Consider the following 22,664-nt stretch of genomic DNA (forward strand, 5'->3'; position numbering starts at 1 on the left):
TTAAATGAAGGAAGCTGCCCACGCGCCGGTACTGAAGCAGCCTTGCAGCAGGTAGCCGCCGGTGGGAGCTTCCCAGTCGAGCATTTCGCCCGCTACGTAGGTGCCGGGGCGGCGGCGCAGCATCAGGTGCTCATCTACTTCGGAAAACGGCACGCCGCCCGCCGAGGAAATAGCTTCGGCCAGCGGGCGCAGGCCCGCCACCGGAATCGGCAGGGCCGTAAGGGCAGCCAGCAGGTTGTCGGGAGCGGCGGCCAGCTCGCGCAGCAGCGTGGGCACCGGCGGCCTGAGGTGAAATGCGCTGCCCAGAAAGGCGGCCAGCGAAGTGCCGGCCCGCCGGCGGGCCAGCCGCCGAGCCAACTCTTCCTGCGTTAAATCAGGCTTTAGCTGGAGATGCAGCGTGGCGCTTCCCATAGCCAGGGCCGCGCGCAGGGCCGGCGTGAGCGCATATACCGGCGTGCCTTCCAGGCCATAGTCGGTGAGCATGAGTTCGCCGCGCACGGTGTGGGGGCCGCAGCTAAGGGCGATGTTTTTGAGGGGGGCGCGGCCCACCTTCTCCTTAAAAAAAGCCGACCAGGCTACCTCGGCCCCGCAGTTGGCGGGCTGCCAGGGGCGGCAGCGCACCCCGATGCCTTCGAGCAGCGGCACCCAGTGGCCGTCGGAGCCGGTCTGGGGCCAGCTCGCGCCGCCCAGCGCCAGTACGGTAGCGTCGGGGACCAGCGTAAATTCTTCGCCCGAGGCCTCGTTCAGGAATCGCAGCCCGGTTTCGCCCGCCCAGCCCAGCCAGCGGTGGCGCACGTGCAGCGCTACGCCCAGCTCGGCCAGGCGGCGCAGCCAGGCGCGGAGCAGTTCGGCAGGCTTGTGCTGACTTTCGGGAAAAACCCGTCCGCTCGTGCCCACGAAGGTGGTAATGTCCAGGTCGGCGGCCCAGCGCCGCAGGTCGGCCGGCGAGAAGTGCGCCAGCAGCTTTCGAAAAAATGCTGCCGCCTCGCCGTAGCGGTCGGCAAAGGCCGGCGCGTCTTCGCTGTTGGTGAGGTTGAAGCCGCCGTGCCCGGCCACCAGAAACTTGCGCCCCACGGTAGCTTTTTGCTCAAATACGCGCACCCGGTGGCCGCGCTCGGCCAGGCGCTGGGCGGCCAGCAAGCCCGCCGGGCCTCCGCCGATAATCACAACTTCAGCCATTGGTAAGGCGCCCGCCTGAGCAGCCGGCCCGCAAAGGACGCACGGCGCGGCTGCTTCTGCTTTACCGGGCGTTATAAACGCAACCAGGCACCTGGAGTGTTTTTTAGGTTGGTATACCGGATTCGTATGGAGCGGGCTGCCGGCCAAACGCCGACAGCCCGCCCCGCACATCAATCTGGAAACTGCCCTGGCTTTCCTTGTTTCGATGGTTGCGAGGCCCGTACTACCAGCTTATCCTTACGCTTGGCCCTCCTCAATGAGCTCGCGGCGGTAACGAGCCAAAATGGTTGTTTTTACGATGAATCCCAGGTAGTTGCCTTCCTCATCGCAGACGGGCAGGGCGGCGCTTTCGGTGCGTTCCAGCACGTCGAGGCAGTGTTCTACGGTGTCGGTAGGATGGATGATAGCCGCCGGGCTGCGCATCAGCTCGCTGAGCTTGGTAGTGTGGTAGTGTGCCCCATCGAAAAGCGTATCGCGCACCATATCGAGGCTGATAACACCGCGCAGCTTACCGTTTTGGCCCACTACCGGAAACACGTTGCGGTGCGCGTGCCGAAACACATCAACCAGCTCGCCCAGCGTGGCGCTGGGGCGCAGAGCCAGAAAATCGGTGTCGAGCAGCCGGTGCAGGTCGAGGCGCGAAAGCAGGTCGCGGTCGCGGTTGGCGTACACATCCACGCCCTTAAGCGTAAGCTTGCGGGTGTACACCGAGTAGGGCTCGAAGTGCTTGGTAATGAGGTAAGAAAAGCTCGTAACCAGCATCAGGGGCACAAACAGCGCGTAGCCGCCCGTGATTTCGGCAATCAAAAAGATGGCCGTGAGGGGCGCGTGCACTACGCCGGCCAGCACGCCGGCCATGCCCAGCACCACAAAATGCACCTCCGGAATCGCCACCAGGCCAGTCAGGTTAACGAGTCGGGCAAACAAAAAGCCGCACAGCGCCCCGGCCACCAGCGACGAGCCAAACATGCCGCCGTTGCCGCCCGCGCCTACCGTTACGCTCGTCGCCACCACTTTCATCATCATCGAGAAAAATACGAGCAGGATGAGCAGCCAAACGTTGTTGTCGCCATACACCGAAAACAAGCTTCCGTCGGTAATAGCCTGGGCATGGCCAGATAATAGTAATTCTACTATATTGTACCCTTCGCCATAGAGTGGCGGAAACAGGAAAATGAGCAGCCCGAGCGTGGCCCCGCCGGCCAATACCTTCTGCCAGCGCAGGCCGGGCCAGCGCTCCCAGAAGTGGTCGAACCAGTGGTACATGCGAATCATGTACACGGCCAGCAGCGCCGTAAGCGGCCCCAGCACCACGTAAAACGGCACTGTATTTAGCACCCACGAATGGGTAATAAGCGCAAATGGCTGGCCCGCGTACAGGCCCTTCGATACCACCGTGGCGGTAGCCGATGAAATAAGCAGCGGAATAAAATACTGCGCCGGCAGCTCCAGCAAGATGGTTTCGACCGCAAACAGCACGCCCGCGATGGGCGCATTAAAGATGGCCGCAATGCCCGCCGCCGCCCCGCAGCCCGTGAGCAGCCGCCGCCGCCGCCGGCCGGCCCGCAGCACCCGCGCCGCGTTGGAGCCAATGGCCGCGCCCGTTACCGAAATGGGGGCCTCCGTACCCGCCGAGCCGCCAAACGATACCGTAAGAAACGCCGTGATGAGCTGCGAGTAGAGCTTGGAGCGCGGCACAATGGCGTTTTCGCGGGCCGTATTATAAATGATGGGGCCAATGCCTCGCCCCAGGTTACCGTGCAATAAATACCTGGTTACCAGCACGGTGAGCGAGATGCCGACAATCGGGTAAAGCGAGAGGGCAAATACCCGGTTGGGCTCTGTTACGGCCGTTGCAAGCCGGGCCTGCTGCCAGTGAATAGCCAGTTTGAGCCCTACCGCGGCCAGCCCCGCCAGCACCCCCACCAGCACGGCCAGGTACACCACGTACACCCGCTCGCTCACGTGCCGCAGCCGCCACAGCAGCAGCGGGTTGAGCAGCCGGTAAATACGGCTTTTGTGAGTGCCAGCGTGGGGGTAACCATTAGAGTAAGACGCAGGGACTTGGCTACGTGTTGTAAGTAAAGCTAAAGCACTTTTTTGCAAAGGCGCTTTACCTGGGTGGGGCCTTGCTCCGCAAAAACCTTACCGGGCGCAGATACCCCGGTACGGGCAATATTCACATTTCGCTAGGTCGTCGGTCTTGCGAATGGGCTCGGCGGGGTCCAGCATGCGCCGGGCCAGGCGGGCAATCAGTCCGGCGCTGGCCTTTAAAAAGTCGGGCTCGCCGGTGGCTTCGGTAATAAAGTCGAGGGGCGCGCTGAGCAAGCCCTCGTCGATTTTGCGCAGCGACATAATTGCGGCCTCCGAGCCGGGCGGGGCGGGGTTCAGCGCATCGCTTTCGAGCATAAAGCGGTAGAGCCAGAGCTGCCGCACCTTATCGGCTCCCGACGAGCTGTCGGTGAGCAGGCGCTCCACGGTATCGGCAGCGCTCAGGGGCTTTTGGGTGCCGCGCAGGTTCAGCTCGCGGCGTTCCACGAGGCCGGTTTTGTAATCGACCACCCGGCGGCGGCCGTCGGGCAGCGCGTCGATGCGGTCGGCCCGGCCAAAGATGCGCACGGCCAGCGGCGCGGCCTCGCCCGGAATATCGGCAAAAACAGTGGCCGCCATCGGCGTTTCCTGGGCGGCAATGCGCAGCGGCAGCACGCCCGGCTGCTCCGGCAGGCTTTCCAGGTACTTGCGGATAAGCCGCACCGCCACCTGGCCCAGCACGTGGTTGAGGCCGTCTTCGGGGCGGGCCTGGCGGTCGGCACCCTCTTGGCGCAGCTGCCGCCGCACCTCAGCAGGCACTTTTGCCAGAATAGCGGGCAGGTCAGCGGCGGTGAGGTCGCGTTTTTCTACCTCAAAGGGCTTGAGCAGCTGCTCCAGCGCATCGTGCACCACCGTGCCAAAGCCATCGGCCCCCAGGGCTTCTTCCACTTCCTCGTTTTCCTGAAAGCGCGCCAGGCGCGAGAAGTAGAACTTGAGCGAGCAGGCCAGGTACTCGTTGAGGGCCGAAGGGGAGAGGCCGCGCTCAAGCACCCCGCGCAGGCCGGCCAGCATGGGCGCGTCTTTCCCCAAGACCAGGTCATTCAGCAGCGCGCCCTCCGCAACCTCACCGGTTGGTACCTCCACCGTGCGGTCTTCCACTACCAGCGCCGGGTTTTGGGCCGCCAGGTCGAACTCCAGCTGCCGCAAAAACCGACTGCGCTCGCCGGTTTTGACACCCTCCGCGCCCGGCAGTACGTGCACCAAATCGACGCGGCCGGCGCGTTGCAGCAGCCGCCAGAAATTGTAGGCCGCCGTGGCCTCGGCGTCGGCGTAGGTGGGCAGCTTGTACTCGGCCAGCACGTCGTAGGGGAAAAGCGACTGCTGGCGCTTGGGCGCGGGCAACGAGTTTTCGTTGCAGCTCAGAATGATAACGTGGTCAAAATCAAGAGCCCGGGTTTCGAGCAAGCCCATAATCTGCACCTGGGCCAGCGGCTCGCCGGCAAACGGCAGCCGCGTGCGCCGCATCTGGTCGTACAAAAAGCGCCGGAACGAGCGCACGCTCAGCCGCTGCTCGCGGCAATCGAAGGCCGAGTCGAGCTGCCGCACCAAGGTGTAGAACAGGTACAGGTATTCGGCCTCAATGGCCCCGTGCGCCTGCTCATACACCTGCCTGAGCAGCTCGATGAGCGTGTAGCAGGCCCTGATGATGCCATCGCAGTTGTCCCAGGTTTTGAACAGCGCCCCGATGAGCGGGTGGCCCTGGCCCAGCTTCAGCAGCTCGGTGGCGGGCAGCAGCACCAGGTGCCGGCGCACAATCTCGCTGCAAATGTGGTCGAGCAGCTTGTGGTACTGTGGCTGGTCGGTCTGGGCATCCTGCCACGCCTGAAAGCGCCGCAAAAAGGGGTGTGCCAGCAGCTTGGTCACGGCCAGGTGGTGGTACTTGGGCACGCCGTAGTCGGGTCCCGGCTCGCCTTCCCGGATGCCCGTCAGGTGCACCTCAAAGAGCAAATCGACGAGGTTGAACAAGGCCGTGCTCTGGAAGCTCAGGCCCATCGTTACGTTGAAGTCGGGCACCAGCGCCTGCGGTGGCAGGCCGTGGAGCACGGGCAGCAGCAGGGTTTCGTCGGGCAGCACCACGGCCACGCTGGCAGCGGGGTTCAGTTGGCGGGCTTCGGCCAGCAGCTGGCCGGCCAGCTTGCCCTGCATGCTGGCATTGGCCACGCCCAGTAGCCGCACGTGGTGGGGACGGCCGCGCAGATGCTCCTGATAAGTGAAGGTATCACGGGGCAGGTCCCACTGCCGCCAGTAGCGGCGCAGCGACTGCCCGGCGCGGTTGGGCGAGTCGTCTTCGAGGTAAAATGGGTCGCCGTCGAAGTAGATAGCGGCCCGCTTTACCTTGCGCAGCAGGCTGATAAACGTCTCCTCAGCCTTGCTCAGCCCGCCCAAGCCCACAAAAACGTGCTGAGGCGGCAGCGGCTTTTTTACATCGGCCAGCTCGGCGCGCAGGCGCTGCACGGCCCGCCGGTAGGCCAGGCCGGGGTAGGCCAGGTGCTGGGGCTTGAGCCGCGCCTTAAACCGCAGATATACTTTGTGCAGCTGCCCCCAAAAGCCAAAATAACGGTCGAGCCCGGTGGTTTTCAGCTCGGGGTCGAGCTGCCAGCGCTCCAGGGCCTTGGCCTCGGCCAGATACTCAAAAATCGACTTGGTGTCGGCCAGGTGCTGGTCGAGGGTCGAGAAATCCTGCAGCAGCAGGCCACCCCAGCCCACAAACTGGTCGAACTGCAGGTCGGGGTCGAGGTGTTTGAAGATATCAAAAAGCAGGAGCTGCAAGGCAATGGGCTCTTCTAGCTGCACGCTGGCGCGCTCCACCATGTAATCTTCCATGGCCGCGATGCGCGGGGCCCACAGCGCCTGGCCGTCGGGCGTGGCCAGGGCCAGCTCATTCTTCAGGTATACTACCGCCCGGCGCGTGGGCACCACCACCACGAGGTCGGCCAGGGCATCGACGTCGTAGCTGGCCAGCAGCTCGTGGGCGATATCGGCTAGAAACGTGCGCGTGGAAGCCGGCGGAGCCGGGACCGGCATAACTAAAGTAGGAGAGGGCAGCATACTACCCAAAGATAAGGCCGGCGTTTGGCGTGCTGCCTGGTTCAGGCTAGTAGTTAGCGCCATTCGGAAAGCAAAGCCGGCTATTCGCATCCCCCAATCGTTTGCAGCAGATAATCTGTCAGATATTTGAACCAAACCCCTTGCTACTCGCTACTCGCTACTCGCCTTGTGGGGGCCGTTTACTCGCTTCTTCCGCTTCTTTTTATCCCGCTATGAATACTATTACCAACTATTCGGCCGCTACCGAGTGGCCGCTGACCAACCGGGGCTGTGCGAGTTGCTGGGCCGCCGGCTACTGCGCGGCGTTTGCTCCCACCAGCCTCATCACCCCTCCGGCCTGCCCCCTGTCGGCCCAGGCTGGCAGCGACTCAGGCTTACCACGGCGCGGTGCGTCGAAACAACTATAGTAAGGTCGGATTCCGCCGCCCGTGGGCCAGTTCGGCCAAAACCGAGTGGGAAGAGGTAGGGCAGGCCTGGCTGTAAGGGGCCTTATAAAAAAAACGCGCTGGAGCTATTTGCTGGGTAAAGAATAGCGGGTACATTTGGCTGGTTAGCTGCCTTTGAGACAGGTAGTCCGGCACGGGTTTCGTGTCTTTGCTCATCTTTTTCTGCCCGCATTTTTATGGCAAACCCCACCCCCGTTCATAGCATCACCACGCACGAAGTCGCAGACTTCGCCACCTGGAAAAAAGCTTTCGATGCTGCCGCGCCGATTCGCGCGCGCCACGGCCTTCAGGTGCATGGCGTGTACAGCGCTCCCGACAATGCCAACCTGGTAACTATTCACGGCGAAGCTCCCAGCCTGGAGGCCATTCAGGGGCACTTCGCCGACCCCGAGTTTCACGCGGCTATGAAGGGTGCGGGCGTAAAATCTGCCCCCGATACCAAGATGCTGCACAAGCACGCGTAAGCGCTGCCCACGGGCTACTGCCAAGAAGGCGGCTCCTACGGGGCCGCCTTTTTGCTGACCGGCGCTACCGCCCACTACCCCACTGCCCGGTAACTTCACGGCCCGAACCGGTTTGCACGCTATGCCTTTTTCCTTCCGCGCTACTGCCCGCCTCTGCCTGGCGCTGCTCCTCACGTCCTGCTTCCTGCTTCCTGCGAAAGCCCAGGCCCCCAAAATCTATTCTTCGTCCGAGATTCTGCTGGGCCTTAAAAAGCTCAACGTGGTGGGCTCGGTGATGTACATCGCCGCCCACCCCGACGATGAGAATACCCGCCTGCTGGCTTACCTCGCCAACGGCCGCCTGCTCGAAACCAGCTACCTGAGCTGCACTCGTGGCGACGGCGGCCAGAACCTCATCGGCCCCGAGCTGCGTGAGCAGCTCGGCGTTATCCGCACGCAGGAGTTGCTGGCGGCGCGGCGCATCGACGGGGCGCACCAGTACTTCACCCGCGCCAACGACTTCGGCTTTAGCAAAACGTCGGAGGAAACCCTGCGCATCTGGGACCACGAGCAGGTGCTCTCCGACATGGTGTGGGTAATTCGGCAGCGGCGGCCCGATATTCTCATTACCCGTTTCCCGCCCGACCCGCGCGCCGGCCACGGCCACCACCAGGCCAGCGCCATCCTGGCCGCCGAAGCCTTCGACGCCGCCGGCGACCCCAAGCGCTTCCCCGAGCAGCTCAAATACGTGCAGGTGTGGCAGCCCAAGCGCTTGTACTGGAACACCGGCAGCTTCTTCGTGAAGCCCGGCGAAAACATGGATGCCTACCTCAAGCTCGACGCCGGCGGCTACAACGCGTTGCTGGGTCAGAGCTATGGCGAAATTGCGGCGCGCTCGCGCTCGCAGCACCGCAGCCAGGGCTTCGGCTCGGCCGCCCAGCGCGGCGAAGCCATTGAGTACTTCCAGTTCGTGAAAGGTACGCCTGCCAAAACCGATTTATTCGAAGGCATCGACCAGACCTGGAACCGCGTGCCGGGCGGTGCGGCAATTGGGAAAATGGTGGATGAGGTGATTCGGAAGTATGATGCGGCAAATCCTAGCACTAGTGTAGCGGGGTTGACTAGTGTTTTAAATGCTATTGTCTCTTTGCAAAGCTATTCCTCTGCAAATAGTGTAACAGTTTACCCACCTCTTACTGGTGTGTCCAATTCTGGAGTAAAGGTGAAAAAAGCTGCTGAATCTATGGACGCTGCTTATTGGGCAGACATGAAAGGCCAAGAAGCTCTCCAGCTCATTCAAGCTTGTTCAGGTGTTTACATAGAAGCGACAACCAGCGAACCAACCGCAGTGGCTGGCTCCAAGGTTAACGTCACAATGGAGATAACCAGTCGCATACCAATTGCCGAAGGAGTAGCTGACTATGCCACTGCGGAAATGAAAAAGCTCATGGCCGGTGCAATGCCTAATTCCAGTAAAAAGCAGATGGAATTAACATTGCCAGCTGCTGTAGCTACCTCCCAGCCGTATTGGCTGCGCAAGCCCGGTACTATCGGAATGTATAAGGTGCCAACATTTCTGAATGATGCTGAACAAGCAAAGTTGTTGATAGGAAAGCCCGAGAATGAAGCAGCGTTGGTAGTGCCGTTTGATATTCAGCTGCATAATAACTACTTCGTTGTTCCCATCCCCGTCAAATACAAGCACACCGACCCCGTCCTCGGCGAGCTCTACCAGCCGCTGGCCGTGGTGCCGCCGGTGATGGTAAATATCCCCGCCGCCCGCGCCTACGTCTTTGCCGACCAGCAGCCCAAGCCAGTGCCCGTGACGCTGCGCGCCGGTCAGGCCGGGGTGCAGGGCCAACTGGCCTTGCAGGTGCCCACCGGCTGGCAGGCCGAGCCGGCCACGGTGGCATTCGACTTAAAGAATAAGGACGACGAGCAGACCATCAACTTCATGCTGCGGCCGCTGGCCGGCGCAGCCGAGGGCAAAGCCGAGTTGCGTGCCGTGGCCACCGTAGGCGGCCAGCAGTATAGCCGGGGCATTCAGACCATAGAGTATCCGCACATTCCGACCCAGACGCTCTTCCCCGAGGCAGTGGCGCCGCTGGTGAAGCTCCAGCTGGTGCGTCGGGGCCAGAATGTGGGCTACCTCATGGGTGCCGGCGACGAAGTGCCCGACGCGCTGCGCCAAATCGGCTACAACGTGACCCTGCTCAAGCCCGAGGATATCAGCGCCGCCCGCCTCAAGCAGTTTGATGCCGTGCTGCTGGGCGTGCGCGCCTATAACACCATCGACAAGCTCAAAACCGTGCAGCCCGAGCTGCTCAAGTACATCGAGGGCGGCGGCAACGTGGTGGTGCAGTACACGGTCAACTACCGCGTGGTCATCCCGCAAATCGGCCCCTACCCGATGACGCTCTCCAACGACCGCGTAACGGTGGAAGATGCGCCCGTTACCTTCCTAAAACCCCAGCACCCACTCCTCAATAGCCCCAACAAGCTCACCGAGCAGGATTTTAAAGGCTGGGTGCAGGAGCAAGGGCTCTACTACCCCTCGCAGTGGGATGCACACTACCAGCCCGTTATCAGCAGCCATGACCCCGGCGAGGCGGCCAAGGAAAGCGCCATCCTAGTCACCGACTATGGCAAGGGCCACTACATCTACACCGGCTTGTCGCTGTTTCGGGAGCTACCGGCCGGCGTGCCGGGCGCCTACCGTATTATCACCAACATGATTTCCTACGGCAAAGAGCCGGTGCAGTAGCCCTAAAAATAGCTGATAATGAAGATTTTGAGAGATTTATTATTTTAATCCGAACGTCTTGCTGAGCTTGTCGAAGCATGACGTTCGAATTAACCAAGCTTTAAGTTTACTAACGCTACGCCCTTCGTTATTTTCTTTTGCAATTACCCGTGCTCACAGTAGAAAAAATCGGCGGCACCTCCATGACCGCCTTCGCCGATGTTCTGGATAACATCATCTTCCACGGCCGCCAGGGCCCGGAATTATACAACCGCATTTTCGTGGTGTCGGCCTACGCCAACGTCACCAACTGGCTGCTGGAGAACAAGAAAACCGGCGCGCCCGGTGTGTACCACCGCATCACCGAGCACCAGGAGTTTCGGGCGGCTCTGCAGGAGGTGGCCGACAAGCTCAAGGAACTGAATACCCACTACGCGCCGCTGGGCCTCGACCTGGCCGTGGCCGACGCCTTCATTCAGCAGCGCATAGCCCAGGCCCAGACCTACCTCGAAAGCCTGGTGAATATATTAGCCTCGGGCTATGTTAACGGGGCCAATATCCTGCAGGCCGCCCGCGAAATCCTGGCCAGCATCGGGGAGGCGCACTCGGCCTTCAACTCGGTTAATATCCTGCAAAACAAGGGGGTGAATGCCACGCTCATCGACCTCAGCGGCTTCGACGATGCGCGGGCGCTCACCATCGACGAGCGCATCAGGCTGGCCTTCGCGGGCATCGACTTTGCCACTACCATCTGCATTGCCACCGGCTACACCAAGGGCACGGAGGGCATCATGCGCGAGTTCGACCGCGGCTATTCGGAGGTGACCTTCAGTAAGATAGCCGTGGCGGTGCGGCCCCAGGAGGCCATCATTCACAAAGAGTACCACCTCTGCTCGGCCGACCCCATGCTGGTGGGCGTAGACCACTGCCATCCCGTGGGCTTCACCAACTACGACGTGGCCGACCAGCTGGCCGATGTAGGCATGGAGGCGATTCATCCCAAAGCCTCGAAGCCGCTGGAAATAAATGCCATCGACCTGCGCATCAAGAATACCTTCGAGCCCGAGCATCCCGGCACGCTCATCACCCGCGATTACGTGGCCGCCAGAAAGCACGTCGAAGTCATCACCGGCACCGATAAAGTGGTGATGATTGACATCTACGACCCGCTGATGGTAGGCACCGTGGGCTTCGATTTGCAGCTTATGCAGTCGTTTTATGACCTGGGCGTCAGCTACATCTTCAAGGCTACCAGCGCCAACAGCATCTCGATGCTTATCTGGGAAAAAGACCTGAAGCCGCAGCTTATTGAAGCGCTGGAAGCCAAATACGAGAAAGTGACCATCGAAAAAGCCTCGTTGGTTTGCCTGATTGGCTCCAATATCGACCAGCCCGGCCTGCTGGCCAAGGCCGCCGGCTCCCTGGCCGAGGTGGGCATCAGTATTCGCAGTGCCGGCTTTGCATTAAGAAAAGTGAATATTCAATTTATTTTAGCGCGCGAAGACTATAAAGCGGCCATTATCGCTTTGAATAAGGCGCTGGGGTAGTGGCGTAAAAAACTAAAAAAGAACGTCCTGCTCATCTGGCGTCCGCTTGTCGAAGCAGGATGTTCTTTTTTAGTTTTTTCGGAGTATTCTTGTCGCTCCGCACCCCTTTCCCATGAAAAAACTCTTCTCCGCTGCTTTTCTGCTCACCCTCGGCCTGGCTGCGCCGGCGGCCTACGCCCAGCAGGCCCTTGCGCTGCCGCCGGCCACGCAGTCGGTGAGTGATGCTGAAAATAAAGCTACCCTGGCGGCCGACACGCTCTACATTCAGCAGCATTATGCCAAGACGGAGTACCAGGTGCCGATGCGCGACGGCGTGAAGCTCTACACCATCGTGTACGCGCCCAAGGATGCCGATAAGGTGCGCTATCCCATTCTGCTCAACCGCACGCCCTACTCGATTGGCCCGTACGGCCCCACCAGGTTTAAGCTGAATATTGGCCCCAGCAGCCTGATGATGCGGGAAGGGTACATCTTCGCCTACCAGGACGTGCGCGGGCGCTATATGTCGGAAGGCGAGTTTCTGGATATGCGCCCCGAGCTGGAAAAGCACGCCACCAAAAACGACACCGACGAGGGCACCGATACCTTCGATACCATTGAGTACCTGCTCAAGCACGGCCCGAAAAGCAACGGCCGCGTGGGCCAGTGGGGGATTTCCTATCCTGGCTTCTACACCTCAACCGGCCTGCTGAGCCGCCACCCGGCCCTGAAAGCCGCCTCACCTCAGGCCCCGATTGCCGACTGGTTCTGGGATGACTTTCACCATAATGGGGCGTTTTTTCTGCCTCATGCCTTCAATTTTCTGTACAGCTTTGGGCAGGCGCGGCCCCAGCCAACGGCCCTCAACAACCCCGGCATCAAGCACGGCACGCCCGATGGCTACGACTTTTTTCTGCGCATGGGTCCGCTGAAGAATGCCAATGAGCAGTACTACAAGGGCAAGGTAGCGTTCTGGAACCAGCTCATGCAGCACCCCGACTACGACGCCTTCTGGCAGGCCCGTAACCTGCGCCCGCACCTGCACGACCTGAAAGCGGCTGTGCTCACGGTGGGCGGCTTCAACGATGCCGAAGACCTGTTTGGGGCGCTGAATACGTACCAGACCATCGAGCAAAAAAACCCTGGCCTTTCCAACCGCCTCGTGATGGGCCCCTGGGTACACGGCGGCTGGGCGCGCGGCACCGGCGAGATGGTCGGCAACGTGGCCTACGGACCGTCGCCCTCGCTGTGGTACCAGCAAAATGTGGAGGCACCCTTCTTCAAATCGTATCTGAAAGCTGAAAAGCCCGGCTCCGACCTGCCCGAAGCGACGGTTTTTGAGAGCGGGACCAACCGCTGGCGCACCTTCGATGCATGGCCGCCGAAGCAGGCCCAAACAAAAACGCTCTATTTCCGGCAGGCCGGCGGCCTCAGCTTCAATGCACCCACTTCGGGCGAAAACGAGCGCCGAATGGCAGGGGTCAACTTCGAGTTTGACCAGTTTATCAGCGACCCGGCGCACCCGGTGCCGTTTATCGAAACGACGAATATCGGCATGACCCGCGAGTACATGACCGACGACCAGCGCTTTGCCAGCCGCCGCCCCGATGTGCTCACTTACCAGACCGAGCCGCTGACTGAGGATATGACCCTGGCCGGCCCCATTCAGGCGCTGTTGCAGGTAGCCACCACCGGCACCGACGCCGACTGGGTCGTGAAAATCATCGACGTGTACCCCGACGACACGCCCGACAACCCGCGCACCGCGCCCGGCGTGCACCTCGGCGGCTACCAGCAGATGGTGCGCTCGGAGGTGATGCGCGGCCGCTTCCGCGACAGCTTCAGCCAGCCCAAGCCCTTCGTGGCCAATGAGGTAACGGCCGTGCCTTTCACCGTGCAGGACCTGATGCACACCTTCCGCAAGGGCCACCGCCTCATGGTGCAGGTGCAAAGCACCTGGTTTCCGCTCGTGGATAGAAATCCGCAGAAGTACGTGCCCAATATTTATGAAGCCGATGCAGCGGACTTCCAAGCGGCTACGCACCGTCTCTACCACAATTCGGAGCACGCTTCGCAGCTGGTAGTGAAGGTGTTGCCGCAGTAAGAAAGGCGCCTGAATGATTCTGAACAATAAAAAAGACCGTCCGGCTGAGCTTGCGAAGCAGCTCAGCCGGACGGTCTTTTAAGAACTCACTACCCCTTACTTGCCCATTTTCTTCGCTTCGGCAAGCAGCTCATCGTCCATCTTGGCGTACTCCGTGTTGGCGGGCGTGGCCGCCAGCGCCAGCTTCTTCGAGCGCTCAGCCGCCGCGATGGCGCCTTTGTAGTCTTTCATCCTGAGGCGGATTTTCGCTTCCGTATTCACGTTCCAGAACTTAGGGTCGGTGGCGTTGGCCTTCTCAATCCAGGCGAGCGCCTGCTTCAGGTCCTTGTTGTTGTCGTAATAATACACGGCCGCGCCGGCCAGGTCGGTGGCCGAAGGGCTGGCATTTTTCGTCACTTTCTCATCAATCTGAGCCAGCACTTTGCTGTCCACGTCGCTCACGATTTTAAATTTCGCGCCGGTCGTTTCCCACTCCAGCGCCACGTTAGCGGTGGCGGGCGTCAGGTCGGCGAAGGTCACGGTGAAGGTTTCTACCTTGGCTCCCAGCTTGTAAGGCTTCACCGTGAAGCGCGCCACGTCCTCCGCATTCTTGAAGCCGGCCACGTCGGCCCCCTGCTTCAGGCTTTTGTTGAGCACGATAGTCCAGGCAGTTTTGCCAGGTATCGTATAAAGGCCATATTCGCCAGCGGCTACTTTCTTGCCCTCCACCGTCACATCATCCGAAAACTTGATGCTGGTAGTGGCATTGGCGCCGGTGCGCCAGCGCTTGCCATAGGCCACCACGGCCTTGGTGGTCGAGTCGCCAAAAACCGTCCGGTTTTTCACGCTGGGGCGCGAATACGTAATTGTTACGTCGGTCAGCCCCACCCGCTGGCTCACGGTGGCTTTGGGACTGGGCTGCGGCGTGGTAATCTGGGCCTGCGCAACCGAAGCCGCCAACAGGGTAGCAGTCAGGACCAGGGCGGTCTTGAAAGAAGGCACAATAAATTTCATGAACGGGCAGGCCGGGCTAATGAACCGGCTTACGGGACCAAAAATAGCAAAGCCTGCCGGGTAGGGCAGGCTTTACTTTAAAATAAGGGCAAAACAGCTTACTTCGCGTTCTGCGCCTGGCGCTGGGCTTCGGCTATGAGCGCATCGTCGAGGTGGGCGTAGGTGAGGTTGGGTGGCGTGGTCGCCAGGGCCAGCTGCTTCGAGTGCTGCGCCGCCTCAATGGCGCCCTGGTAGTCATTCATTTTCAGGCGAATGCGCGCCTCTGTATACACATTCCAGAACTTGGGGTCCAAGGCGTTGGTCTGGGTCATCCAGTCCAGCGCCTGGCGCAGGTCTTTATGTGAGTCGTCGTAGTAAAGTTCAAATTCGGTTGGAGCCGGCGGCGCGGGGCTCAGGTTGCGTGTCGCCTCGGTGGCCGTTGTCGAAATTGCGGCTACCTCACTGCCGCCGGTAGCCATAGCCTGGGCGTTCGCCCGCGACGAAAAGGCCAGTAACCCAGCACACAATGCGAGTGAAAACCCGAATCGAAGAGTAGAAATAGTCATAAGCTCAGCCGTGGAATGTAATTGATGAGGCTAAAATAGAGCAGCTAAGTGGATAGAATAATATTTTTTGCTAAGAAAAGAGAAAGTTTATACTTATTCTTTCCCTAAGCTAAAAAGGCAGCTGCTCAGGCAGCTAATTTTCCGGTTTGTCTCTGCAATGCCCTGGTAGCCAGGTTGCGCAAACCGGCGGTTCTTTTCGCCCACCGTTCCGCAAAGCTGGTTAGGAAAAGGTGAGCGGTGCCTGGGTAGCTTATAGGTTTATTTAAAATACGAAGGTGCTAAGGAAACCGGGTCCGAAGCGGGCTGCCGGCTTTTTCGCCGGCTGTGCGCTCGTTAACCGAACGATTTGGGCTCCCGATGAGCGGAAAGCCGGCAGCCCGCCAGGGGATACCGGCCAATTCGACTTCCTAAACAGCTTCAGTAGCTAAAAAGCCTCTTTCTAAGTAAGGGTTGAGGGGAGGAAATTGCCGTTAAGCCGAGATTTTCGAAAAGCCGCAGTAGCTGTGCAGCACTTCCGGCAGTCGAATACCCTCGGGCGTCTGGTTGTTTTCGAGCAGCGCGGCCACGATGCGCGGCAGGGCCAGCGCCGAGCCGTTGAGCGTGTGCAGCAACTGGGTCTTGCCGCCCTCCGCTTTGTAGCGGCACTTAAGGCGATTGGCCTGAAAAGCCTCGAAATTGGAAACCGACGATACTTCGAGCCAGCGGCTCTGGGCCGCGCTCCACACTTCCAGGTCGTAGGTGAGCGAGGAGGTGAAGCCCATGTCGCCGCCGCACAGGCGCAGCACGCGGTAAGGCAGCTCTAGCTTTTGCAGCAGGCTTTCGACGTGCGTCACCATCGTTTCGTGGGCCGCGTAGGAGTGCTCGGGCTGGGTAATCTGCACAATCTCTACCTTATCGAACTGGTGCAGGCGGTTGAGGCCGCGCACGTCGGCGCCCCACGAGCCGGCCTCGCGCCGGAAGCAGGGCGTGTAGCCGGTGTTGCGAATGGGCAGCTTCTCGACCGGAATAATCTCGTCGCGGTAGAGGTTGGTAATCGGCACCTCCGAAGTAGGAATCAGGTACAGGTTATCGGCCGCGTCGTGGTACATCTGGCCTTCTTTGTCGGGCAGCTGGCCGGTGCCGTAGCCGCTGGCCTCGTTCACCAATATTGGCGGCTGCACTTCCTGGTAGCCCGCATCGCGGGCTTCATCCAGGAAAAAGTTAATCAGCGCCCGCTGCAAGCGCGCGCCCTGGCCCTTGTACACCGGAAAGCCGGCACCCGTAATTTTGATACCCAGCTCAAAGTCAATGATATCATATTTCTTAATTAATTCCCAGTGCGGCAGCGCGTCGGCGGGCAGCTCGGGCTTGGTGCCGCCCTCGCGTACCACCTCATTATCCTGGGCCGAGCGGCCAGCCGGTACGCTTGCCTGCGGAATATTAGGTAATTTATATAAAAGCTGCGTCTGCTGCTTTTCGGCCTCAGCCAGCTCGTCGGCGTGGCGCTTTATCTGAACCTTTAGCTCGGCGGTGCGGGTTTTGAGAGCGTCGGCCCCGGCGCGGTCGCCGCTTTTCATCAGGCCCCCAATCTGGCGGGCCAGCTCATTGGCTTCGGCCTGCGCCGCGTCGTGCTGCGTTTGCATAGCCCGGCGGCGCTGGTCGAGGTCGAGCACGGCTTGTACATCGGCTTCGGCCGTAGGATAGTTTCGTTTGGCAAGGCCGGCCAGCACGCGGGCGGTCTGCTCTTTAAGAACGGAAATTTGCAGCATAGTGCGGGCAAAGGTAGTTTTTGAATACCGACGAACGCGTAAGTACGAATGAGGAATGTTGCTCAGCCAGGTCAGCGCGGTAATATAGTAAATTCATAGTATGCGTAACGAGTCTGAGTTTACTGTGCCCTTTCCCTATTAATCATACCTCCCTATCACCAACCCGTTGGCCATTTGCCCGTAATGTCTTAATATTGCAGCAGCAAGCCGGCCCGCGGGGTCGGTCAGGGTTGGCTCACCGGGCTAACCCGCTGCGTAGCCGGCTCAATCAGGTTGCTTTTGGTGGAGCTGCCGGCTGCCCTTCCTTACACCTCACTCATTTCCTGTCTGTTTGCCCGCCGCTTTGTTGGTTGTGTGGCGCTTTAGCGCTCCGTGTTGTTGGTTTCCCGGCTTGTGGGCCGGGTGGGCAGGTCGTGGCCTGTTTAGGGGCTTGCCTGAGCCGTTGGGCAGCGGCCCCTGCTACTCTGATTCTTCTTATTCCCCTTTATGTACACCCTCAACGAACTAAAGGACCGGCTGCTGTCCGACCTTAAGGAAATTGCTGAGCAACTGAATGTTGGCAATTTCAAGCGCCTAAGCAAGCAGGACTTGATTTATAAAATTCTCGACCAGCAGGCCGTGTTGCCTACCGACCAGCTGCCCGGCAAGAAGCCCGCTTCGGCTCCCATTCCGGCCGATGCCGCTCCGGTTGCGGTTGAGGCCCCGCCAACCGAGCCCGCCCGCCCGGCGGCTCCTACCCGCGGCACTCGGGGCGGCGCCGGCCGCCGCCAGCCCGCCGCGCCGGTGGCCGAGCAGCCTTTTACTGACGTGGCTGTGCCGGCCGTGGCCGTCGTTGAAACGCCTCAACCTACTCGCTTTGAAGTAGTAGAGGCTGATGAGGCGGCTCTGGCTACGGCCTCGGTAGCCGCCGAGGAGGCTACCGTGCCGCCCACCGAAACGAACCCGACCGCCGAAACGCACTCGGCTGGTGAAAGCGCGCCCCTCCGGCGTGAGCGCCGCGAGCGCGTTGACCGGGCCGGCCGGCCCTTGCCCCGCCGCGACCCCAACCAGCCAGCTGCTGCCGAAGCCACTGCCACTCCGGCAGGCAGCTCGGACGGCGAGCAGCCCGCCGGTGAAACCCCGGCCACCGAAACCTACCCCGACCGCCGCGAAACCCGCGAGCAGCGCTTCGACCGCGAAAACCGGGAGCCCCGCGAGAACCGGGACAATACGCAGCGCCAGGGCCGGCCCGATTTTCGGGAAAACCGGGAGCCGCGCGAAAACCGCGAGCCCCGCCCCAACGAGCAGCGTGTGAATGGCCTGGGTGCCACTGACCAGCCCCGCCTGAGCCGCGAAGAGCGCTATGCCCAGCGCGAAGCACAACGCCAGCAGCGCCGTGAAGAGCGCCAGCGCACCGGCGGCGACGGTCAGCCCGCGGCCGAGCAAGCAGCTGGTAACCAACCCGCCGCAGTTAATGGCCAGCCTCAGGAGCGCCGCGAAGAAAGCCAGCGCCCGCAGCAGGCCCCGCGCCCGCCCCGCGCCCCTGAGCTCGACCTGGTGGTGCCCGGCTCGGGCACAATGGAGCTGATGGCCGACGGTGGCTACGGCTTCCTGCGCTCACCCTACTACAACTACCTCACCTCGCCCGATGACATTTACGTGTCGCCGCAGCAGGTGCGGCAGTTTGGTCTCAAGGCCGGTGATACGGTAAGCTGCACCATGCGTCCGCCCCGCGAGAGCGAGAAATATTTTGCCCTCGTGAACGTAGACAGCATCAATGGCCGCACCGTGGAAGAAGTGCGCGACCGCGTGCCGTTCAACCATTTAACACCGCTTTTTGCCGACCAGAAGCTCAAGCTCAGCACTAAGTCTACGCAGGTAAGCACCCGCGTGCTCGACTTGTTTGCACCCATTGGCAAGGGGCAGCGCGGCCTTATCGTAGCCCAGCCCAAAACGGGTAAGACGGTGCTTTTGCAGGAAATTGCCAATGCGATTTCGGAAAATCACCCTGAGGTATACCTCATTATTCTGCTAATTGACGAGCGCCCTGAGGAAGTAACCGACATGGCCCGCTCGGTAAAAGCCGAAGTGCTGTCGTCGACCTTCGACGAGATGGCCGACCGCCACGTAAAAATCGCGGAGCTGGCCCTCGACAAAGCCCGGCGCCTGGTAGAGTGCGGCCACGATGTCGTCATTCTGCTCGACTCCATTACCCGCCTGGCGCGGGCCTACAACACGGTGCAGCCCAGCAGCTCGCGTATCCTTTCGGGTGGTATCGATGCCGGGGCGCTGCAAAAGCCCAAGCGCTTCTTCGGCGCGGCCCGCAATATCGAAGGGCCTGGCTCTTTGACGATTATCGCCACGGCGCTCATCGAAACGGGCTCCAAGATGGACGAAGTTATCTTCGAAGAATTCAAAGGCACCGGCAACATGGAGCTCCAGCTCGACCGTAAGCTGGCCAATAAGCGCGTGTTCCCGGCCATCGACATTCCGGCTTCCGGCACCCGCCGCGAAGACCTGCTGATGAGCCGCGACGAGCTGAGCCGCGTGTGGGTGCTGCGCAAGTTTATGACCGACATGAGTGCCACCGAGGCGATGGAATTCCTGAAAGACCGTATGAAAGGAACCAAAGACAACGAAGAATTCCTGCTGGCGATGAACGGGTAAGCTGCCGTCAGCTTTATAATGCCAGACGGGCCAAACCCTATCTCCGCAAGGGAAGTAGGGTTTGGCCCGTTTTCATTTTATTCTCCTTTATTGAACAGTTACTTCTTTTATATAAAAAGCAGAAAGGCGCACACTTGCAGACGCTTAATCCTCTTGAAAGCCTTGCTAGCGCAGCTTGCAAGCTGCGTTACTATTCGTGGTGAGGTGTTTGAGTAAATGCCCAGCCAGCTGCCCCGCCACTTTTTAATGCGATTGGCTGAGTAGCAGTACCGTAATAAAGGCAACGCTCAAACATAGCGAAGATACTTTATTCATGCGCATGGTCCACTCAAAGCTGGCCTGAGTGGGGTCATGCCACGCCACCCAGGCCCAGCGCGAAAACAGCGCCACTACGGGCCCCGTAGCCAGCAGAAATAACAGCAGGCTGCGCGGCTCGCCCCGTAGCCAGTAGGTAAAGCCCAGCAGCAGGGCCCCCGCCAGCAGCCCCACCGCCGCCAATACAAATGTGCCCCGAATACCCAGCCGCAGGCTCAGCGTGCGGTCGCCGCGCCGGGCATCTTCCTGGTGCTGATAGATTTGGGTGAGCGGATAAGAGCCGCAAAGAAACAGGGTGCTCACCAGGGCCAGTTGTAAGTTGGTCTGCTCAAAAAGCTGGACTGAAGTAGCGCCCGCGCCCACCTGGGCCATCAAAAAGGTGAAGGCGCCCTGAAACACGACCACTACGGCAGTACTCAGCAAAGGGTATTTCTTGAGGCGAATGCCTTCGTAGCTGTATGCTCGGGAAATTAGAATATACACTACTACCATTGCTGCAAAGGGCCAGCCTACTAGCAGCGACGTCAGCAGCGCCAGGGTTTCGAATAGCCACACCAGGTGCAGCAATTCGGGCGTCACGGGTGGCGGGGATTTCAGGCCACCAATGCTGCCCTCGTCCTTGTCGTAGTAGGAGTTGTAGCCATTGGAAGCCGGATACACTAGCAGGTGCAAAATCGTAAAAGCCGCTGCCGCCCGGCTCCAGCTAAACGGCTCGCGCAAGGCGCTGAGACCAAACCAGAACACGGGCATCAAAAACAGCGAAAACGGCAGGCGCAGCAGCGCAAAAGCTCGGCGGTAGGCGGGCAGCATCGGGCGAAGGTAGCAGGCTAGGTAATGGGATGAGCAGGCCAGCCCACCAGAAACGTAACGCGCGGCCCCACCAGTGGCGCAGCTGCCCGGCCTGCCAGTGGTAGCGTCCGGCCGGGTCGGCCTCGTGGGCCAGGGCCAGTAGCTCGTCTGTAGGGTACATGCGCAGGATAGAAACCACGCCATCCCAGATGGTAGTGAGCGGAATAAGCGGCAGTAAGTAGGTGAACACCAGCCGGCTGAGCCGGAAAGGCCGAAAAAATGGCGTGAGCAGCAGCTGCGCCACCGGCAGTACCGTAAGCGCCAGCCCGATTTCGAGCCAGCTTTTGGCCGCCCCCTCAAATACGCCAATGCCCGTGCCGCCCGCCACGGCATCGCGTAGCAGGGCTTGTGCCTGGGGCGGCGCAAAGTGATGGAAGGCCGAAAAAATAATCCGGAAGCCCGATAGCTCAGCGGGCACGGCCAGCGCATCGACGGCCGCCGGATGCCCCTGAATAGCTCCGCTAGTGCGCCGGGACACATCGGCCCAGGCGGCTGGCTGCGGGTAGAGGTCGGTGAGCGTGATGGAAACGTTGGGTAGCTGCTGGTGGCGCAGGGCAGCCAGCACGGTTTCGGTACCGCCGCCCGCGCCGGCCCCCAGCTCCAGCAGCTGGGTTTGGCCAGTGCGGCGCAGGCCCTCGGCCAGTAGCGGGGCCACCGGGCGGTAAGTGCCCAGCCCCGATATCATAAAGCGCAGGTAGTCCATCTGGCCCGCCCGAATAACGGCCGGAAACCACGGCAAGTCCTCAAACTCGAATAAACGTAGGCGTAGCTTCACAAAAAAGCACTTACGGCAGATAGCCTGCTGGCAGATAAGAATAAACGAAAAAACCGGACTACCGGGTGGCATTCACGCCGTCCGATAGTCCGGTTTCATCAGTCGGCCAGCCTGTCTCTTAATTACCGCCTATTCCGAATACCTTCTTCAGCAGTGAGGTAGTGCGGGCCACCGGATTGGTGCGGATATCCGCTTCCTCCTGAGCGATAAGCGTAAACAACCCATCAATGGCCTTGCCGGTAGCATATTGGTTGAGGTCGGTTTGCACCGGCGTTACGAGCGGCAGCTTGTTGTAGGTAGTGGTAAGCGTGGAATAATACCGGGTAGCTTCCACTTTATCAAGGCTTTGCTGCATGATGGGCATAAAGGCCGTGGTGAGCTGTGAGGTAGTGGTGCGCTTGAGGTATTGAGTAGCCGCATCCTTCTGACCGGTCAGGATATTCCACACATCAGTGAAAGTCAGCTGCTTAATGGCATTGATAAATATCGGCTTGGCGCTCTTGGCCGCGTCTTCCGCGCCCCGGTTCAGCGACAGCTCAAACTTATCGACCTGGCTACCCAGCCCGATGCTGCGCAGGGTGGTGGCTACCTTCTGCGCATCGGGCGGGAAGGGAATATGAATCAGCTTATTCAGGTTGAAGCCGTCAGTCTGCGAAGCCTGGTCCGAGCCCTTCGAAATACCCTGGATTAACGCTTCTTTAAGCCCATTGGCCGCTTCCGTATTAGTGAGGCCACTCACGCCGGTTGTGGTGGTAGTAGTGGTGGTAGTCGTGGTTTTTTTGGCGCTCGGTAGCTTGAAGCCACCTAAGCCAGGAATGGTAATGGTTTGGGCCACAGCTACCTGTACAAAGCTGCCAAGCACAAGCAGGGCGAGCAGAAAACGATTTTTCATAAATAAAAAAGAAGTCTGAGAGCAACAAAGAAAACGCCGGGCAACCCAGCTACCACAGGCAGTAACCCCTACTGCGGCCGCCAGGTGCCAGCGCTTAGCCAAAAGCTGTACCAAACTCTGCAAAGTCAGGAATGCTACCGGCCAGAAATAAGAGGCTATCCGAAAAATAGTTTCTGGGTAAAAAGGTTGTCATGCCTCGACAAGCTGAGCATAACGGTCTGATTATTTTTTGGATAGACTCTTAGCTGCGAGCGATTTTAAGGAAAAAAAAAGCTGTAGCCTGGCAATATGGTCCGGGTGCAGTAGCTTTGCATCACAAAG

At 60.3% G+C, this 22,664-nt stretch carries 15 protein-coding genes; 6 read left to right on the plus strand and 9 right to left on the minus strand.

The window, feature by feature from the left end; genetic code table 11:
- From GKZ67_RS02860 to GKZ67_RS02870, 3 genes are all read right to left on the minus strand, one after another.
- The gene (locus GKZ67_RS02860) at window positions 1–1,179 is read right to left on the minus strand and encodes an NAD(P)/FAD-dependent oxidoreductase (protein WP_173241058.1); all 1,179 of its coding nucleotides are present in this window, start codon (window positions 1,177–1,179) and stop codon (window positions 1–3) included.
- Between the two features lie 237 nt (window positions 1,180–1,416).
- On the minus strand, window positions 1,417–3,144 hold the full coding sequence (locus tag GKZ67_RS02865; RefSeq protein ID WP_173241059.1) for a chloride channel protein: 1,728 nt from the start codon (window positions 3,142–3,144) through the stop codon (window positions 1,417–1,419).
- A gap of 180 nt (window positions 3,145–3,324) precedes the next feature.
- Window positions 3,325–6,294, minus strand: a complete 2,970-nt coding sequence (locus GKZ67_RS02870; RefSeq protein WP_173241060.1) for a PD-(D/E)XK nuclease family protein — start codon at window positions 6,292–6,294, stop codon at window positions 3,325–3,327.
- A 236-nt stretch (window positions 6,295–6,530) separates the two neighbouring features.
- Between GKZ67_RS02870 and GKZ67_RS02875 the strand changes: the two genes are divergently transcribed.
- The 5 genes from GKZ67_RS02875 (at window position 6,531) to GKZ67_RS02895 (ending at window position 13,580) form a co-directional block, all read left to right on the plus strand.
- Window positions 6,531–6,725: a hypothetical protein gene (locus tag GKZ67_RS02875; protein WP_173241061.1), complete on the plus strand. Its 195-nt coding sequence runs from the start codon at window positions 6,531–6,533 to the stop codon at window positions 6,723–6,725.
- A gap of 215 nt (window positions 6,726–6,940) precedes the next feature.
- Window positions 6,941–7,228, plus strand: a complete 288-nt coding sequence (locus tag GKZ67_RS02880) for a cyclase (protein ID WP_173241062.1) — start codon at window positions 6,941–6,943, stop codon at window positions 7,226–7,228.
- Between the two features lie 121 nt (window positions 7,229–7,349).
- On the plus strand, window positions 7,350–9,971 hold the full coding sequence (locus GKZ67_RS02885; protein WP_173241063.1) for a PIG-L family deacetylase: 2,622 nt from the start codon (window positions 7,350–7,352) through the stop codon (window positions 9,969–9,971).
- 149 nt (window positions 9,972–10,120) lie between these two features.
- Window positions 10,121–11,497, plus strand: a complete 1,377-nt coding sequence (locus tag GKZ67_RS02890) for an aspartate kinase (protein WP_173241064.1) — start codon at window positions 10,121–10,123, stop codon at window positions 11,495–11,497.
- 112 nt (window positions 11,498–11,609) lie between these two features.
- Window positions 11,610–13,580, plus strand: a complete 1,971-nt coding sequence (locus GKZ67_RS02895) for a CocE/NonD family hydrolase (protein WP_173241065.1) — start codon at window positions 11,610–11,612, stop codon at window positions 13,578–13,580.
- A 96-nt stretch (window positions 13,581–13,676) separates the two neighbouring features.
- On the opposite strand, the gene GKZ67_RS02900 is transcribed toward GKZ67_RS02895, so the two are convergent.
- The 3 genes from GKZ67_RS02900 to serS form a co-directional block, all read right to left on the minus strand.
- Window positions 13,677–14,573, minus strand: coding sequence for a DUF2911 domain-containing protein (locus GKZ67_RS02900; protein WP_173241066.1), 897 nt, complete (start codon window positions 14,571–14,573; stop codon window positions 13,677–13,679).
- Window positions 14,574–14,671: 98 nt separating this feature from the next.
- Window positions 14,672–15,031 (minus strand): hypothetical protein, encoded by a 360-nt coding sequence (locus tag GKZ67_RS02905; protein WP_173241067.1) that lies wholly within the window; start codon window positions 15,029–15,031, stop codon window positions 14,672–14,674.
- Window positions 15,032–15,588: 557 nt separating this feature from the next.
- Window positions 15,589–16,866 carry a serine--tRNA ligase gene (gene serS, locus GKZ67_RS02910; protein ID WP_173241068.1) on the minus strand — a complete coding sequence of 426 codons (1,278 nt, stop codon included), beginning with the start codon at window positions 16,864–16,866 and terminating at the stop codon, window positions 15,589–15,591.
- 486 nt (window positions 16,867–17,352) lie between these two features.
- On the opposite strand from serS, the gene rho reads away from it, so the two are divergent.
- Window positions 17,353–19,512 (plus strand): transcription termination factor Rho, encoded by a 2,160-nt coding sequence (gene rho / locus GKZ67_RS02915; protein ID WP_173241069.1) that lies wholly within the window; start codon window positions 17,353–17,355, stop codon window positions 19,510–19,512.
- A gap of 243 nt (window positions 19,513–19,755) precedes the next feature.
- Here rho and GKZ67_RS02920 read toward each other — a convergent pair whose 3' ends face one another.
- The 3 genes from GKZ67_RS02920 to GKZ67_RS02930 form a co-directional block, all read right to left on the minus strand.
- A complete protein-coding gene (locus GKZ67_RS02920; RefSeq protein ID WP_173241070.1) occupies window positions 19,756–20,637 on the minus strand; it encodes a UbiA family prenyltransferase in 882 nt (293 codons plus the stop codon).
- The gene (locus tag GKZ67_RS02925) at window positions 20,531–21,451 is read right to left on the minus strand and encodes a class I SAM-dependent methyltransferase (protein ID WP_173241071.1); all 921 of its coding nucleotides are present in this window, start codon (window positions 21,449–21,451) and stop codon (window positions 20,531–20,533) included. Before GKZ67_RS02925 ends, GKZ67_RS02920 begins: the two co-directional genes overlap by 107 nt.
- A gap of 118 nt (window positions 21,452–21,569) precedes the next feature.
- Window positions 21,570–22,343, minus strand: a complete 774-nt coding sequence (locus tag GKZ67_RS02930; protein ID WP_173241072.1) for a DUF4197 domain-containing protein — start codon at window positions 22,341–22,343, stop codon at window positions 21,570–21,572.
- Between the last annotated feature and the right edge of the window lie 321 nt (window positions 22,344–22,664).

The sequence above is a fragment of the Hymenobacter sp. BRD67 genome (genome assembly GCF_013256425.1).
Classification (GTDB): domain Bacteria; phylum Bacteroidota; class Bacteroidia; order Cytophagales; family Hymenobacteraceae; genus Hymenobacter.

What these genes read in the sequence shown, in the direction of transcription:
- GKZ67_RS02860 (WP_173241058.1), bottom strand. Translation starts at nt 1,179, where the DNA reads ATGGCTGAAGTTGTGATTATCGGCGGAGGCCCGGCGGGCTTGCTGGCC.
- GKZ67_RS02870 (WP_173241060.1), bottom strand. Translation starts at nt 6,294, where the DNA reads ATGCCGGTCCCGGCTCCGCCGGCTTCCACGCGCACGTTTCTAGCCGAT.
- GKZ67_RS02875 (WP_173241061.1), top strand. Translation starts at nt 6,531, where the DNA reads ATGAATACTATTACCAACTATTCGGCCGCTACCGAGTGGCCGCTGACC.
- GKZ67_RS02880 (WP_173241062.1), top strand. Translation starts at nt 6,941, where the DNA reads ATGGCAAACCCCACCCCCGTTCATAGCATCACCACGCACGAAGTCGCA.
- GKZ67_RS02885 (WP_173241063.1), top strand. Translation starts at nt 7,350, where the DNA reads ATGCCTTTTTCCTTCCGCGCTACTGCCCGCCTCTGCCTGGCGCTGCTC.
- GKZ67_RS02895 (WP_173241065.1), top strand. Translation starts at nt 11,610, where the DNA reads ATGAAAAAACTCTTCTCCGCTGCTTTTCTGCTCACCCTCGGCCTGGCT.
- GKZ67_RS02900 (WP_173241066.1), bottom strand. Translation starts at nt 14,573, where the DNA reads ATGAAATTTATTGTGCCTTCTTTCAAGACCGCCCTGGTCCTGACTGCT.
- GKZ67_RS02905 (WP_173241067.1), bottom strand. Translation starts at nt 15,031, where the DNA reads ATGGCTACCGGCGGCAGTGAGGTAGCCGCAATTTCGACAACGGCCACC.
- serS (WP_173241068.1), bottom strand. Translation starts at nt 16,866, where the DNA reads ATGCTGCAAATTTCCGTTCTTAAAGAGCAGACCGCCCGCGTGCTGGCC.
- rho (WP_173241069.1), top strand. Translation starts at nt 17,353, where the DNA reads ATGTACACCCTCAACGAACTAAAGGACCGGCTGCTGTCCGACCTTAAG.
- GKZ67_RS02920 (WP_173241070.1), bottom strand. Translation starts at nt 20,637, where the DNA reads ATGCTGCCCGCCTACCGCCGAGCTTTTGCGCTGCTGCGCCTGCCGTTT.
- GKZ67_RS02930 (WP_173241072.1), bottom strand. Translation starts at nt 22,343, where the DNA reads ATGAAAAATCGTTTTCTGCTCGCCCTGCTTGTGCTTGGCAGCTTTGTA.